Source organism: Burkholderia sp. WP42, from assembly GCF_000745665.1.
Lineage (GTDB): Bacteria > Pseudomonadota > Gammaproteobacteria > Burkholderiales > Burkholderiaceae > Burkholderia > Burkholderia vietnamiensis.
On record NZ_JQJT01000026.1, the window covers coordinates 117,285 to 131,622 of the forward strand.

The following is a 14,338-nucleotide window of genomic DNA, read 5'->3' on the forward strand; positions in this document are numbered from 1 at the left end:
ACCGACAAGCTTGGGGCATGCGCGCCGCGATACAATGCCGCCCATGACACGCAAAACCCGAATCCAGCCGATCGAGCATGCCGACGACGACGTCGACAACGGCTACGATCGCCCCAGCAAATCCCAGTTGAAACGCGAGATGCACGCGCTGCAGGAGCTCGGCCAGGCGCTGGTCGACCTGCCGAAGGACGCGCTCAAGCGGATGCCGATGCCGGAAGCCCTCGCGGACGCCGTGCGCGAGGCGCGCCGGATCACCGATCACGAAGGCAAGCGCCGCCAGCTTCAGTACGTCGGCCGCGTGATGCGCTCGCTGACCGACGACGAAACGGCGGCGCTGCGCACCGCGCTCGACGCGCAGCGCGGCGTCAACAAGGCCGCCACCGCGCGCCTGCACTGGATCGAGCGAACGCGCGAGCAGCTGCTCGCCAACGACGACGCGCTCACCGAATTCCTGCGCCAGCACCCGGAAGCCGACATCCAGGAAGGCCGCACGCTGATCCGCAATGCCCGCAAGGAAGCGCAGCAAGGCAAGCCGCCGCGCTATTTCCGCGAGTTGTTCCAGTGGATCAAGACCGCGAGCGGGTCGGACGACGCCGACGCCGATGCGGACGAAGCCGCCGGCGAAGCCGGAGACGACCATGACGACGAAGCGTAATCACCCGGACGAGCTCGTGGTCGGCCTCGTGTCGATCAGCGACCGCGCGAGCGCGGGCGTCTACGAGGACAAGGGGATTCCGGCGCTGCAGGAATGGCTCGCGGCCGCGCTGCGCTCGCCGTGGCGCGCCGAGACGCGGCTGATCCAGGACGACGCGCCGACGATCTCCGCGACGCTCGCCGAGCTGGTCGACGTCGCCGGCTGCGATCTGGTGCTGACGACCGGCGGCACCGGCCCCGCGCGCCGCGACGTGACGCCGGAAGCCACGCTGGCCGTCGCGACGAAGGAAATGCCGGGGTTCGGCGAACAGATGCGGCAGATCAGCCTGAACTTCGTGCCGACGGCGATTCTGTCGCGGCAGGTCGCGGTGATCCGCGAGACCGCCGGCCACGCCGCGCTGATCATCAATCTGCCCGGTCAGCCGAAGTCGATCCGGGAAACGCTCGAAGGGCTGCGCGATGCCGACGGCAAGTCGACCGTGCCCGGCATCTTTGCGGCGGTGCCCTATTGCATCGACCTGATCGGCGGCCCGTACGTCGAGACCGACGACGCGGTGGTCGCCGCGTTCCGGCCGAAAAGCGCGCGGCGCTGAACGCGCGCCGCGTGCGCGGCGCCGTTCAGGCGGCCGATGCCGGCGCGGCCGGAATCAGGAAGTGCTCGCGGTAGTACTTCAGCTCGTCGATCGACTCGTGGATGTCGGCGAGCGCCGTGTGCATCGCGCGCTTCTGGAAGCCCTTGTAGATCGCGGGCTGCCAGCGGCGGCACAGCTCCTTGAGCGTGCTGACGTCGAGGTTGCGGTAGTGGAAGAAGCGCTCGAATTCCGGCATCCAGCGCGCCATGAAGCGGCGGTCCTGGCAGATCGAGTTGCCGCACATCGGCGATTTGCCGGGCGACACGTAGTCGGCCAGAAACGCCTGCAGTTGCGCGGCGGCCTGCGCTTCGGTCACGGTCGACGCGCGCACGCGATCGATCAGCCCCGAACGGCCGTGCGTGGACTTGTTCCAGTCGTCCATCTTCGCGAGCGTTTCGTCGCTCTGGTGGATCGCGAACACGGGCCCTTCCACCGCGATGTCGAGCGTGGAATTGGTCACGACGACGGCGATCTCGATGATGCGGTCGTTATCCGGATCGAGGCCGGTCATCTCCATGTCGAGCCAGACGAGGTTCAGTTCGTTGCGCACGAGCGCGGGCTGGCTGGCGGAAGCGGCGATATCGGTCATGAGTCATCCTGGCAAATGGCGGACGGCGCATGGCGCCGCCCGGGCGGCCGGCATCGCGTGAGCGGCCCCGGTCCGCAAGAACATATAATTCTCGCATAGAACCCTTTGGCGCCTTCGATGTCACCCTTTTCGTTCACCCTGCTGTTCGCGATCGCCGTGCTCGCGATGGTCGTCACCAAGCTGTGGCTCGCGTCGCGGCAGATCCGCTTCGTCGCCGCGCACCGCAACGGCGTACCCGTGCAATTCAGCGCGACCATCGCGCTGAACGCCCACCAGCGCGCGGCCGATTACACCGTCGAGCGCACGCGGCTCGCGATGGCCGAGATCGTCGTCAGCGCGGCCGTGCTGGTCGGGCTGACGCTGCTCGGCGGCGTCGGCGCGCTCGACACGCTGCTGACCGGCTGGTTCGGTCGCGGCTACGGCCAGCAGGTCGCGCTCGTCGCCGCGGTGCTCGCGATCACGAGCGTCATCGACGTGCCGTTCGAGTACTACCGCCAGTTCGGCATCGAGCAGCGCTTCGGCTTCAACCGGATGACGCGGCGCCTGTTCTTCACCGACATGCTGAAAAACACGCTGCTCGGCGCCGTGCTCGGCCTGCCGCTGCTGTTCGTCGTGCTGTGGCTGATGAACCAGGCCGGCAGCCTGTGGTGGCTGTGGACCTGGGTCGTCTGGGTCGCGTTCCAGATGCTCGTGCTGCTGATCTACCCGACCTTCATCGCGCCGCTCTTCAACAAGTTCGAACCGCTGAAGGACGACGCGCTGCGCACCCGCATCGAAGCGCTGATGAAGCGTTGCGGCTTCGCGGCCAAGGGGCTGTTCGTGATGGACGGCAGCCGCCGCTCGGCGCACGGCAATGCGTACTTCACCGGCTTCGGCGCCTCGAAGCGGATCGTGTTCTTCGACACGCTGCTCGCGCGGCTGTCCGGACAGGAAATCGAAGCGGTGCTGGCGCACGAGCTCGGCCACTTCAAGCGTCGCCACGTGATGAAGCGCATGCTCGTGTCGTTCGTGCTGAGCCTCGTGCTGCTCGCCCTGCTCGGCTGGCTCGCGCAGCGCGCGTGGTTCTATACGGGGCTCGGCGTCACGCCGTCGCTCGACTCGAGCAACGCAGGCGCCGCGCTCGTGCTGTTCTTCCTCGCGATTCCGGTGTTCCTGTTCTTCGCGACGCCGTTCAGCAGCCTCACGTCGCGCAAGCACGAGTTCGAAGCCGACGCGTTCGCGGCGAGCCAGACCGACGCGCAGGATCTCGTCAGCGCGCTCGTGAAGCTCTACGAGGACAATGCGTCGACGCTGACGCCCGACCCCGTCTACACGGCCTTCTATTATTCGCATCCGCCGGCTTCGCAGCGGATCGATCGCCTGATGCGACACGCATGAGCCGACCGACTTCCCGCAAGCCCGCCGCGCGCGCGTCCGGCGCAGCGCGCGTCGAAGGCCGCGTGATCGCCGCACACGGGCGCCATTACATCGTCGCCCCCGACGACGGCGGCCCGATGCTCCAGTGTTTCCCGCGCGGCAAGAAGAGCGAGATCGCGGTCGGCGACCGCGTCGTGTACGAGCATGCGTCGGCCGATCAGGGCGTGATCGTCGAGATCGGCGAGCGGCGCAACCTGCTGTACCGCTCCGACCAGTTCAAGTCGAAGCTGTTCGCCGCGAACCTCGACCAGCTGCTGATCGTGCTCGCGACAGAACCGTACTTCAGCGAGGACTTGCTCGGCCGCGCACTGATCGCGGCCGAAGCGAACGAACTGAAGCCGCTCGTCGTGCTGAACAAGATCGACGTCGAGGCGGCGCTGCCGGTCGCGCGCGAGCGCCTCGCGCCCTATCGCGCGCTCGGCTACGACGTGCTCGAGTTGTCGGTCAAGGGCGCGCCCGACGAGGCGCGCGCGCAGCTGATGCCGCACCTGGCCGGACATTCGACGATCCTGCTCGGCCAGTCGGGGATGGGCAAGTCGACGCTGGTGAACCTGCTCGTGCCGGATGCCGAAGCCGCGACGCGCGAGATCTCGGCGGCGCTGAACAGCGGTCGCCACACGACGACGTTCACGCGCCTCTATCCGCTCGACGGCGGCGGCGCGCTGATCGACTCGCCCGGTTTCCAGGAATTCGGCCTGTACCATCTGACCGAAGGGCGCCTCGAGCGCGCGTTCCCGGAATTCCGGCCGTTGCTCGGCGATTGCCGTTTCTATAATTGTCATCATCTGCACGAGCCCGGATGCGCGATTCTCGCCGCGGTGTCCGACGGCCGCATTGCGCCGTCGCGCCATGCGCTGTACGCGCAGCTGGTGCACGAGGCAAGCCAGATCGTCCGCTGACGTCGCGGCGGACGGGAAGACGTCCGGCCCGGAAAGGCCGGCCTTTACCGACAGGAGCCGCGATGCGTTTCAAGGCCCCCGATCTCGCGACCGCGCAGCACTGGGCCAACGTGCTGCAGGCAGCCGGCATCGGCTGCGAACTGCACAACCGCTATGCGACCGGCGCGCTGGGCGGCTTGCCCGCCGACGCGTGCGCGCCCGAGCTGTGGCTCGACGACGAACGCGACGACGCGCTCGCGCGGCGGCTGCTCGACGCGGCCGCCGATGGCCCGCCCGCCGACGCCGCGCCGTGGCGTTGCCGCCAATGCGGCGAAACGCTCGGCGCGCAGTTCACCGCGTGCTGGCAATGCGGCGCCGCCCGCGATCCGCTCGCCGACTGAACGCACCGCACCGCGCCACAGCGAAAAGGCCGGCATCGAGCCGGCCTTGGTTCATCGCGCAGCGGGGATTACTGTCACGAAACCCACACGGCCAGCGTCAGCATCAGCAGCAGGATCATCCACAGGATCACCGCGCGCCACACGAGGCCGACCGCCGATTGCAACGTGCGCGGCGTGCAGTCGTCGCCGACCGTCACCGGACCGCTGTCGCCGACCGCGAGCGCGTCGAGGCTCGACGGCTCCGCGAGCGGCCCGGCCAGACGCGCGCCCAGCGCGCCGCTGCCGGCGGCGAGCAGGACGCCGTCGTTCGCATCGGGCCACTGGCGCGTGTGATTGCGCCACGCGTAGATCGCATCCTCGAAGTTGCCGACGATCGCAAAGCCGAGCGCGGTCAGCCGCGACGGAATCCAGTCGATCACGAAGAACGCGCGTTGCGCGAAGGTCGAGAACGCAGCCGTGCGTTCGTCGCCCGGCGTCGACCAGCTGCGCGCGAGATATTCGGAGATCCGGTACAGCACGGCGCCCGCGGGACCGAGCGGCAGCACGTACCAGAAGAACACGCCGAACACGTGCCGATGCGATGCAACGACCGCATGGATCAGCGTGTGCCGGACGATTTCGCTGACCGGCATGTCGACCGTATCGAGGCCCGTCCACTCGTGCAGGATCTCACGCGCGCGCGGCACGTCATCGTTGTTGAGCGCGAGATGGATGTCGGTGAAGTAATGGCTGAACTGGCGAAAGCCGAGCGTGAAATAGACGACGGCGACGTTCCAGATGAATGCGAGCACGAAGCTCACCTTGTACAACAGGAAGTAGACCAGCGCGACGATCAGCACCCACGGCAGCACGACTGCGAGCCATGCGAGCACGCCATGTTTCTGCTTGCCGGCGTCGAGGCCATGCGCGACGGTTTCCGCATGAAACTGGAACAGCGCGAACACCGGATTGCTCGGCGACAACGCGCGTACCTGTTCGATGATGAGAGCGAGGAGAACCGAAAAGAAAGTCATGCGTGCGCCGTCTTCGGAGTTATGTCATTTTTTGCATAACGATAGCACAGCGTAAGCTGCAGCATGCTGTCGGCGCGGGCTCGCGACGGCGGTGCACGGGCGCGCGGCGAGGCGCGACGCTAGCCGGCCGCCAAGAAGCGGTACAGATTGCGCAACATGCCGGCAGTTGCGCCCCAGATGAAGTAATGCCCGGCCGCTTCGACGCTCGGATAAGGCATCGCAAAAAAACGACGCTCGCCGCCTTCCCATCGGAACACGCGCACCTGGTGGTTCGCGGGGCTCATCAGGAACGCCAGCGGCACCTCGAAGATCTCGGCGACTTCGAGCGTGTCGGCCTGCACGATAAACGGCGGGTGCACGAGCCCGACGATGGGCGTCACGCAGAAGCCGGTGCCGGTCAGGTAGTCGGGCAGCGCACCGAGGATCTCGACCGGCTCGGCGGCCAGCCCGATTTCTTCGTTGGCCTCGCGCAATGCAGTGGCGACCGCATCGCGGTCGTACGGCTCGCGACGCCCGCCGGGAAAGCTGATCTGTCCGGCATGATCGTTCAGGTGATCGGCACGCTGGGTCAGCAGCACCGTGAGGCCGGTTTCGCGCACCACGAGCGGCACGAGGACGGCGGCGCTACGCGGGTCGACGCCTTCCTGCAGCCGCGCCTCGCCCGGCTCGACGCTCCATTCGAGCGTACGCGCGAATCGTTCGCGCAGGCCGGACGGCGTCAGCAACCGTGAATCGATGGACGGCAAGCCGGCGCCGGTGCCTTCGACCGGCAGCACTTCGGGATCAATGATGGGGCGGCGATTCAATGGGACTCTCGGGTTCGCGTGTCGTATCGAGCATATTGTCGCGCCAGAATGAAAAAAGCACCCGGTTGGGTGCTTTTTCCTTACAGCTCTTACTCTTGGGAAGCGGCTGCCGTGCGATCCTTCGACACCAGCTTTTCCTTGATTCGAGCCGACTTGCCCGAACGCTCGCGCAGGTAGTACAGCTTCGCACGACGCACATCACCGCGACGCTTCACGACGATGCTCGCCAGCAGCGGCGAGTAGGTCTGGAACGTACGCTCGACGCCTTCGCCCGACGAGATCTTGCGGACGATGAAGTTCGAGTTCAGGCCGCGGTTGCGAATCGCGATCACGACGCCTTCGTAAGCCTGAACGCGCTTGCGGTTACCTTCAACCACGTTCACGTTCACGATCACCGTATCGCCCGGGGCGAATTCGGGGATCGTCTTGCCGGCGAGCGCGCGCTCGATCTCTTCCTGCTCAAGTTTTGCAATCAGATTCATCACTGACTCCTAAAGCCATCTTGTCGGCGTTTGCGCCCGCCTGCTTCCAGGCCTGGCCCCGATAGAGGATGGATTCACATCAGGTGCCGCGCACGCATGCCCGGCACCGCCATTTCCCGCCCGCGAAACCGCCTCAGGAGGCGTTTTTCGCTTCGCGTGCGAGGTTCGCAAGCCACGCCTCGTCGGCGCGGCTCAGCAACTTCTCGCGGCGCGCCCGGACGATCAGGTCCGGCCGCTTCCGCAACGTGTTTCTCAATGCTTCCTGGCGCCGCCACTTCTCGATCTCGGCATGATGCCCGCCGAGCAGCACGTCCGGCACGCGCATCCCCTCGTATTCCTCGGGGCGCGTGTAATGCGGACAATCGAGCAAGCCGTCGACGAAGCTGTCCTGCACGGCCGACTGCGCATCGTTCAGCACGCCGGGCAGCAGACGCACGACCGCATCCATCATCGCCATCGCCGGCAACTCGCCGCCGGACAGCACGAAATCGCCGAGACTGATCTCCTCGTCCACACATCGGTCGAGCAGACGCTGATCGATCGCCTCGTAACGGCCGCACAGCACGACGACGCCCGGCTCCTGCGCCATGCGCACCGCACGTTCGTGCGTGAAAGGCGCGCCCTGCGGCGACATCATCACCACGCGCGTGCTCGCGATGCCCTGCTCCGCCTGCGCCGCCTTCGCGGCGCCGATCGCAGCCTCGAGCGGCTTTGCGAGCATCACCATGCCCGGACCGCCGCCGTACGGACGATCGTCGATCGTGCGGTAGTTGTCCGTCGTGAAATCACGCGGATTCCAGGTGCGCAGCCCGAAGCGCTCCTGCTTCACGGCCCGGCTGGTGATACCCCAGTCGGTCAGCGCACGGAACATCTCGGGAAAGAGCGTGACGACATCGAACTGCACCGCGCGCTCCGTAGCCTGGTTCATTTAGTAATCGGCTTCCCAGTCGACGACGATGCGACGGGCCGCCTGATCCACCGTTTTGACATATACGCCGACGAACGGAATCAGCCGCTCGTCGGTGGCCGGCGCACCATCCTTGCCGATCGTCGGATACTCGACGCGCAGAATCGAATGCACGCCGTTGTCGATCATTCCGCTGACCTTCCCGAGTGACACCGATTGCTCGTTGACCACCTCGAGGCCGATCAGGTCGACCCAATAGAATTCGTCCGCGGCCAACGCCGGGAAATCTTCCCGGCGCACGAACACGCGAAAGCCGCGCATAGCCAGCGCGGCATCGCGGTCGTCGACACCCGCGGGTTGCGCGACGACCGTGTCGCCGTGCGTCTTCGACTGCAGAATGCGGACGGACAACCGCTCTCCGCCGCGTTCGAGCCACCAGCGACGCGCGCTGAGCAGCGCATCGCCGCCGCGACCGGCGTCGGCATGCGCCGCCACCTTGATCCAGCCTTTCAGGCCGTACGCGTCGACCACGGCGCCGACCTCGACTGCATCGTCGGGCCAGTCCTGCGCCGCTTCGAGGCTACCTTGCTCGGCAGCCGCACCGGTGCTCGCGGCAGCGCCGCGCTCGACCGGCTTGCGGACGAATGCGCCAAACGACGCTCGCCCGCGCCTTGCATTACCGGAATCGTGACCGGACATCAATGCTCCTTGCAGCCGGTACGACCGGTACGCCGCGCCATGTTAGGCAGCCGGCTGCGCCTTTTGCGCTTCCTTCACGAGACGCTGGACGGTCGGCGACAGTTGCGCGCCAACACCTTGCCAGTACGTCAGACGATCCTGAGCAATACGCAGCGATTCGCCCTTCGTGGCGACCGGGTTGTAGAAGCCGACGCGCTCGATGAAGCGACCGTCACGACGGTTGCGCGAATCGGTAGCGACGATGTTGTAGAACGGGCGCTTCTTCGAGCCGCCACGAGCCAGACGGATGATAACCATATGAAATCCTTCGGGAAAACCGGGTTCGAAACTACTGAAACGTGCGATTATAGCCGGAAACCAAAGCCACAACAAACACTTACGCGCAAAAATTCGACGGACGCGTTGTGGGGCCGGCATACAATCGTCGTGTCCGTGACGCCGCCCGATGCCATGCCGCCCCTTCGCGCCATCCCGACACACCGCACGCAGCCCCATCTCGCCGGCTTGCTGGCCGGTCTCGTGCTGTGCGTCGCGTCTGCGACGGCCTGCGCCGCGCCGCCGGTGCGCGAACTGGTCGCGCCGCCCGGTTTTCGCGTCGAGCTGCTGACCGACGCGGTCCCGGCCGCCCGCGAAATGGCGTGGTCGCCGCGCGGCATTCTATATGTCGGTACGCGGGAAGGCCGCGTGCATGCATTCGTGATGCGCGACGGCCGGATCGTCGCCCGCCACGTGGTCGCCACCGGCCTCGACATGCCGGTGGGCGTCGCCTATCGGGACGGCACGCTGTTCATCTCCGCTGTGTCGCGCATCCTGCGCATCGAACACATCGACGACCGCCTCGCCGCGCCACCCGCGCCGGCGGTCGTGACCGACGCACTGCCGACCGATCACCATCACGGCTGGAAATTCATCGCGTTCGGGCCCGACGGCAAGCTCTACGTGCCGGTCGGCGCGCCGTGCAACGTGTGCGCCGCCGATCGCAACCGATACGCGCTCATCGCCCGCATGAACGCCGACGGCAGCGGCCGCGAGGTATTTGCGCGCGGCGTGCGCAATACGGTCGGCTTCGCGTGGCATCCCGATTCGGGCGACCTGTGGTTCACCGACAACGGCCGCGACCTGATGGGCGACGACCTGCCGGACGATGAACTGAATCGTGCGCCCCGCGCAGGCCTCGACTTCGGTTTTCCATACTGCCACGGCGGCGACACCCCCGACCCCGAATTCGGCGGCCCCGACGTGTGCCGCCGCTACGTGCCGCCGGTGCTGAAACTCGGCGCGCATGTCGCGGCGCTCGGGATGCGCTTCTACACGGGGCCGATGTTTCCCGCGTCGTACCGCAACAACATCTTCATTGCCGAACACGGTTCGTGGAATCGCAGCACGAAGGCCGGCTACCGCGTGATGCGCGTGGTGGTGTCGGCCGACGGCAGCCACGCGCGTCAGACTCCGTTCATCACCGGCTGGCTGCGCGCGGACGGCTCCGTATGGGGACGCCCAGCCGATGTGCTGTCGCTGCCCGACGGCTCGCTGCTCATCAGCGACGATTACGCGGGCGCCATCTACCGCGTCACCTATGCGGCACCTTGACGCAGGCAACCAGTGACCGCACCCGATCGCGCATCGTAGAATGCGTGCCGGGCCGCGCGCCCAGGCCGGTACGCCGGCCACCAATCCCCACGATAATTCCGCCGCCGCCCATGTCCAGCAGCACCGCCCCGTCCCGCCGCTTTCGCTCGAAGACGCTCACCGCCGCCCTCGCGTTCCTGTTCGGCTCGCTCGGCGCGCACCGCTTCTATCTGTACGGCTTTCGCGACGTGTACGGCTGGGCGCATCTGCTCGCGACGATCATCGGAATCCCGGGGTTCATGCTGCTCGCCGCGACTCAGCGCAGCGCGGGCCTCGGCTGGTGGCTCGCCGTGCCCGGCGCGATCTCGCTGCTGGCCGCGTTCCTCGCCGCGCTCGTCTACGGCTTGCGCCCCGACGAAAAGTGGGACGCGCAATTCAATGCCGATACGGGCAAGCACAGCCGCTCCGGCTGGACGGTGATCTTCGTCGTGATCTTCTCGCTTCTGATCGGCGCGTTCCTGCTGATGACCGCACTCGCCCTGTCGTTCCAGACGTACTTCGAGTCGCAAGTCGAAGCCGCCAAGCAGATTTCGCAATAAGCGCCGCCGCGCGCGTTCAGTTCAGAACAGATTCAGCTGCGTATCGTCGCGCGGCTTCGCGCGGCTCGCCGCCGCCAGCTGTGCGCTCACGCGCGCAGGCGCCGCAGCGCGAAACCGCGACATGTCGAGAATGCCGTTCCCGCGCTCGTTCAGCCCGAGCCGCTTGACGGCCTGGCGGAAGCGCTGACGCAACAGATCGGCCCAGATGCCCTCGCCCTTCATCCGCTTCGAAAAATCCGAGTCGTACTCCTTCCCGCCGCGCATGTCGCGCACGCGATTCATCACGCGCTCGGCGCGGTCCGGGAAATGCGCGGCCAGCCAGTTCTTGAACAACGGCGCGACTTCCCACGGCAGCCGCAGCACGATGTAGCTCGCATGTGTCGCGCCGGCATCCGCACAGGCCTCGAGGACGCGTTCCATGTCGGGCTCGGTGACGAACGGAATCATCGGTGCAATGCTGACGCCCACCGGCACCCCGGCGTCGCGCAGCGCGCGAATCGTGCGCAAGCGGCGCGCCGGCGTCGCCGCCCGCGGCTCGAGCGTGCGCGCGAGATCGGCGTCGAGCGTCGTGATGGTGACTGCGGCCATGACCTGACCGCGCTCGGCCATTGGCCCGAGCAGATCGAGATCGCGCTCGATCAGCGACGACTTCGTGATCGCGGCAAACGGCAGCCCGTGATCGTGCATCACCTCGATCACGCTGCGCGTGATGCGCAGATCGCGTTCGACCGGCTGATACGCATCGGTGTTGACGCCGAGCGCGATCGGCTCGGGCACAAAACGCTTGCGCGCGATCTCGCGCTCGAGCAATTCGGCGGCATTGACCTTCGCGTAGATGCGGCTCTCGAAATCGAGACCGGGCGACAGGCCGAGATAGCTATGCGTGGGCCGCGCGAAGCAGTAGATGCAGCCGTGCTCGCAGCCGCGATACGGATTGAGCGACACGCTGAACGGAATGTCCGGCGACTGATTGCGCGTGAGGATGCTCTTGGCCCGCTCCTCGAACACCTGCGTGCGCAACGGCGCGGGGAGATCGCCATCGTCCGCTTCGTGCGTCCAGCCGTCGTCCACCGCCTCGCGCAGCGCCGTCTCGTACCGCCCTTGCAGGTTGTCGACCGCGCCGCGCCCCTTGCGGGGCACGGGCGGCGCGATCGGAAATTCGTTGTCGGATCGACCGTCCATGCGCTCACCCATTCGCCTTCACCCAATACTGTACATTTATACAGTATTGGATGAAGCATGCCAAGGAGGAGCCGAACGGAACCGACTACGCCGGCGCGGCCGCGGTCATTCGCCGACCGGAATCGTCATCGTCTCCTTGATCTCCTCCATCACGACATAGCTCTTCGACTGCACGGCGCCGGGCAGTTGCAGCAGGATGTCGCCGAGCAGCTTGCGATAGTCGGCCATCTCGCCGATGCGCGCCTTGATCAGGTAATCGAAGTCGCCCGACACGAGATGGCACTCGAGCACCTCGTCGATCTTCATCACTTCGCGGCGGAACTGCTCGAACATGTTGCCGCCCTTGTGGCCGAGCGTGATCTCGACGAACACCAGCAGCGCCGCGCCGAGCTGGCTCGGATCGACGCGCGCGTGATAACCGGTGATGACGCCGTCGCGCTCCATGCGCCGCACGCGCTCGATGCACGGCGTCACGGTCAGTCCGACCTGCTCCGCGAGGTCCTTCATCGCCATCCGGCCGTCGTTCTGGAGCAGTTTGAGGATGCGCCGGTCGAGCTTGTCGAGCGTGCGTACCGGCTGACGTTGCGTTCTCATGTGTTTGTGCTGAAAATCTGAAAAATACAATAACAAAACCTACATATTCGACAATACCATAGCGCAAACAACTAGATCAGCTAGAGGTTACACGGAGCCGCAGGTGCGCCCGGCCTCGACCTGATTCCTTCCATCTGGAGCAGCTATGCGAGTCGTCATTCTGGGCAGCGGTGTGGTGGGCGTGGCGAGCGCGTATTACCTTGCGCGCGCCGGTCATGAAGTCACGGTGATCGACCGGGAGGCCGGCCCGGCGCTCGATACGAGCTTCGCAAACGCGGGCCAGATCTCGCCCGGCTATGCGGCGCCGTGGGCCGCGCCCGGCGTGCCGCTGAAGGCGGTCAAGTGGATGTTCGAAAAGCATGCGCCGCTCGCGATCCGCCTCGACGGCACGCGCTTCCAGCTGCAATGGATGTGGCAGATGCTGCGCAACTGCACGCCCGAGCGCTATGCAGTCAACAAGGGCCGCATGGTGCGTCTCGCCGAATACAGCCGCGATTGCCTGCAGGCGCTGCGCGCCGATACGGGCATCGAGTACGAAGGCCGCACGGGCGGCACGCTGCAGTTGTTCCGCTCGCAGCAGCAACTCGACGGCGCGGCGAAGGACATCGCGGTGCTGCGCGAAGCGAACGTGCCGTTCGAACTGCTGTCGCCGGCCGAGCTGAAGAATGCCGAACCGGCCCTCGCCGCCGTATCGCACAAACTCACCGGCGGCCTGCGCCTGCCGGGTGACGAAACGGGCGATTGCCAGTTGTTCACGACGCGCCTCGCGGCGCTCGCGGAATCGCTCGGCGTGAAGTTCCGCTACAACACGCCGATCGACGCGCTCGCGATCGCAGGCGGCAAGATCGCCGGCGTGCAATGCGGCAGCGAGACGGTGCGCGCCGACGCATACGTCGTCGCGCTGGGTTCGTACTCGACCAACTTCGTGTCGAAGCTGATGAAGATCCCGGTCTATCCGCTGAAGGGTTATTCGATCACCGCGCCGATCGTCAACGAGGCGGCCGCGCCGGTGTCGACGGTGCTCGACGAAACCTACAAGATCGCGATCACGCGCTTCGACCAGCGCATCCGCGTCGGCGGGATGGCCGAGATCGTCGGCTTCGACAAGAAGCTGCGCGCCGCGCGCCGCGAAACGCTCGAAATGTGCGTGAACGACCTGTTCCCCGGCGGCGGCGACACGTCGAAGGCGACGTTCTGGACGGGCCTGCGCCCGATGACGCCGGACGGCACGCCGATCGTCGGCCGCACGCCGGTGTCGAACCTGTTCATGAATACCGGCCACGGCACGCTCGGCTGGACGATGTCGTGCGGTTCGGGCCAGTTGCTCGCCGACCTGATCTCGGGCAAGAAGCCGGCGATCCAGGCCGACGACCTGTCGGTGCATCGCTACCTGAACGAAGTGGCCGGCCAGACGCGTCCCGCATACGCGTAAGCCGGAACGGCCCGTGGCGATACGGGTCCGCTGCATCGGCAAGAAAGGCGCCCTCGGGCGCCTTTCTCGTTTCGGCGAGCGAAAATGGCGGTGCGAGCGGCGACCCGCCACGAGGCTACAGCCAACCGGCGCATGCGCTCGTCGCCCGTCGAGCGCGTCGCCGCCGCCAATCGCGCGTGCGCGACGATCCGTTCCACACGGCACCGTACGATCGCGACCATGCCCGGCCAACGACAGCCGCTCGTCTCGAGCGACACCACAACAAAAAAGGGGCGCTCATCGCGCCCCCTCTTCGAACATGCACACCGCCGCAGCGGCGCGCAGCATCAGCCCAGCGCGCTCACGAGCTCCGGCACGAGCGTGAACAGATCGCCGACGAGACCGTAGTCGGCCACGCTGAAGATCGGCGCTTCCGGATCCTTGTTGATCGCGACGATCACCTTCGAATCCTTCATGCCGGCCAAGTGCTGGATCGCACCCGAGAT

General features: G+C 66.5%; 17 protein-coding genes and 1 pseudogene. 8 read left to right on the forward strand and 10 right to left on the reverse strand.

Features of this window, described 5'->3' with window-relative positions; all coding sequences use genetic code 11:
* Nucleotides 1-43 precede the first annotated feature (43 nt).
* Together yjgA and mog are read left to right on the forward strand one after the other, a co-directional pair.
* Entirely contained in the window at nucleotides 44-655 is a 612-nt protein-coding gene (gene yjgA, locus EX20_RS17950) for a ribosome biogenesis factor YjgA (RefSeq protein ID WP_272481909.1), read from the forward strand.
* On the forward strand, nucleotides 639-1,247 hold the full coding sequence (gene mog, locus EX20_RS17955) for a molybdopterin adenylyltransferase (RefSeq protein ID WP_072465390.1): 609 nt from the start codon (nucleotides 639-641) through the stop codon (nucleotides 1,245-1,247). The genes yjgA and mog overlap by 17 nt, the downstream gene beginning before the upstream one ends.
* A gap of 25 nt (nucleotides 1,248-1,272) precedes the next feature.
* On the opposite strand, the gene orn is transcribed toward mog, so the two are convergent.
* Nucleotides 1,273-1,875 (reverse strand): oligoribonuclease, encoded by a 603-nt coding sequence (gene orn, locus EX20_RS17960; protein WP_011883871.1) that lies wholly within the window; start codon nucleotides 1,873-1,875, stop codon nucleotides 1,273-1,275.
* Between the two features lie 117 nt (nucleotides 1,876-1,992).
* On the opposite strand from orn, the gene EX20_RS17965 reads away from it, so the two are divergent.
* The 3 genes from EX20_RS17965 to EX20_RS17975 all read left to right on the forward strand — a co-directional run bounded on the left by EX20_RS17965 (nucleotide 1,993) and on the right by EX20_RS17975 (nucleotide 4,570).
* A complete protein-coding gene (locus tag EX20_RS17965; protein ID WP_034194240.1) occupies nucleotides 1,993-3,252 on the forward strand; it encodes a M48 family metallopeptidase in 1,260 nt (419 codons plus the stop codon).
* Entirely contained in the window at nucleotides 3,249-4,190 is a 942-nt protein-coding gene (rsgA, locus tag EX20_RS17970) for a ribosome small subunit-dependent GTPase A (protein WP_014722692.1), read from the forward strand. Before EX20_RS17965 ends, rsgA begins: the two co-directional genes overlap by 4 nt.
* 62 nt (nucleotides 4,191-4,252) lie before the next feature.
* Nucleotides 4,253-4,570: a putative signal transducing protein gene (locus EX20_RS17975; RefSeq protein ID WP_011883866.1), complete on the forward strand. Its 318-nt coding sequence runs from the start codon at nucleotides 4,253-4,255 to the stop codon at nucleotides 4,568-4,570.
* A gap of 74 nt (nucleotides 4,571-4,644) precedes the next feature.
* On the opposite strand, the gene EX20_RS17980 is transcribed toward EX20_RS17975, so the two are convergent.
* The 6 genes from EX20_RS17980 to rpsP all read right to left on the reverse strand — a co-directional run bounded on the left by EX20_RS17980 (nucleotide 4,645) and on the right by rpsP (nucleotide 8,774).
* Nucleotides 4,645-5,583 (reverse strand): CobD/CbiB family protein, encoded by a 939-nt coding sequence (locus tag EX20_RS17980; RefSeq protein WP_011883864.1) that lies wholly within the window; start codon nucleotides 5,581-5,583, stop codon nucleotides 4,645-4,647.
* Between the two features lie 119 nt (nucleotides 5,584-5,702).
* Complete coding sequence (locus EX20_RS17985; protein ID WP_011883862.1) at nucleotides 5,703-6,389, reverse strand: CoA pyrophosphatase; 687 nt, start codon at nucleotides 6,387-6,389, stop codon at nucleotides 5,703-5,705.
* An 89-nt stretch (nucleotides 6,390-6,478) separates the two neighbouring features.
* The gene (gene rplS / locus EX20_RS17990; RefSeq protein ID WP_011883860.1) at nucleotides 6,479-6,871 is read right to left on the reverse strand and encodes a 50S ribosomal protein L19; all 393 of its coding nucleotides are present in this window, start codon (nucleotides 6,869-6,871) and stop codon (nucleotides 6,479-6,481) included.
* A gap of 133 nt (nucleotides 6,872-7,004) precedes the next feature.
* The gene (gene trmD, locus EX20_RS17995; protein ID WP_011883859.1) at nucleotides 7,005-7,799 is read right to left on the reverse strand and encodes a tRNA (guanosine(37)-N1)-methyltransferase TrmD; all 795 of its coding nucleotides are present in this window, start codon (nucleotides 7,797-7,799) and stop codon (nucleotides 7,005-7,007) included.
* Nucleotides 7,800-8,477, reverse strand: a complete 678-nt coding sequence (gene rimM / locus EX20_RS18000; RefSeq protein ID WP_034194234.1) for a ribosome maturation factor RimM — start codon at nucleotides 8,475-8,477, stop codon at nucleotides 7,800-7,802. It abuts the gene before it with no gap.
* A gap of 42 nt (nucleotides 8,478-8,519) precedes the next feature.
* Complete coding sequence (gene rpsP / locus EX20_RS18005) at nucleotides 8,520-8,774, reverse strand: 30S ribosomal protein S16 (RefSeq protein ID WP_006476550.1); 255 nt, start codon at nucleotides 8,772-8,774, stop codon at nucleotides 8,520-8,522.
* A 153-nt stretch (nucleotides 8,775-8,927) separates the two neighbouring features.
* On the opposite strand from rpsP, the gene EX20_RS18010 reads away from it, so the two are divergent.
* The gene (locus EX20_RS18010) at nucleotides 8,928-10,067 is read left to right on the forward strand and encodes a PQQ-dependent sugar dehydrogenase (protein ID WP_034194235.1); all 1,140 of its coding nucleotides are present in this window, start codon (nucleotides 8,928-8,930) and stop codon (nucleotides 10,065-10,067) included.
* Between the two features lie 110 nt (nucleotides 10,068-10,177).
* Nucleotides 10,178-10,645 carry an NINE protein gene (locus tag EX20_RS18015; RefSeq protein ID WP_011883856.1) on the forward strand — a complete coding sequence of 156 codons (468 nt, stop codon included), beginning with the start codon at nucleotides 10,178-10,180 and terminating at the stop codon, nucleotides 10,643-10,645.
* 21 nt (nucleotides 10,646-10,666) lie between these two features.
* Here the strand turns inward: EX20_RS18015 and EX20_RS18020 are convergent, their stop codons facing one another.
* Both EX20_RS18020 and EX20_RS18025 read right to left on the reverse strand, forming a co-directional pair.
* Nucleotides 10,667-11,839 carry a PA0069 family radical SAM protein gene (locus EX20_RS18020; RefSeq protein ID WP_011883855.1) on the reverse strand — a complete coding sequence of 391 codons (1,173 nt, stop codon included), beginning with the start codon at nucleotides 11,837-11,839 and terminating at the stop codon, nucleotides 10,667-10,669.
* 93 nt (nucleotides 11,840-11,932) lie between these two features.
* Complete coding sequence (locus EX20_RS18025) at nucleotides 11,933-12,421, reverse strand: Lrp/AsnC ligand binding domain-containing protein (RefSeq protein WP_011883853.1); 489 nt, start codon at nucleotides 12,419-12,421, stop codon at nucleotides 11,933-11,935.
* A gap of 145 nt (nucleotides 12,422-12,566) precedes the next feature.
* Here EX20_RS18025 and EX20_RS18030 point away from each other — a divergent pair, with 145 nt between their 5' ends.
* Nucleotides 12,567-13,853 (forward strand): D-amino acid dehydrogenase, encoded by a 1,287-nt coding sequence (locus EX20_RS18030; RefSeq protein ID WP_011883851.1) that lies wholly within the window; start codon nucleotides 12,567-12,569, stop codon nucleotides 13,851-13,853.
* A 326-nt stretch (nucleotides 13,854-14,179) separates the two neighbouring features.
* Here EX20_RS18030 and EX20_RS31995 read toward each other — a convergent pair.
* Nucleotides 14,180-14,338, reverse strand: a pseudogene (locus tag EX20_RS31995) (electron transfer flavoprotein subunit alpha/FixB family protein); the annotation flags it as partial.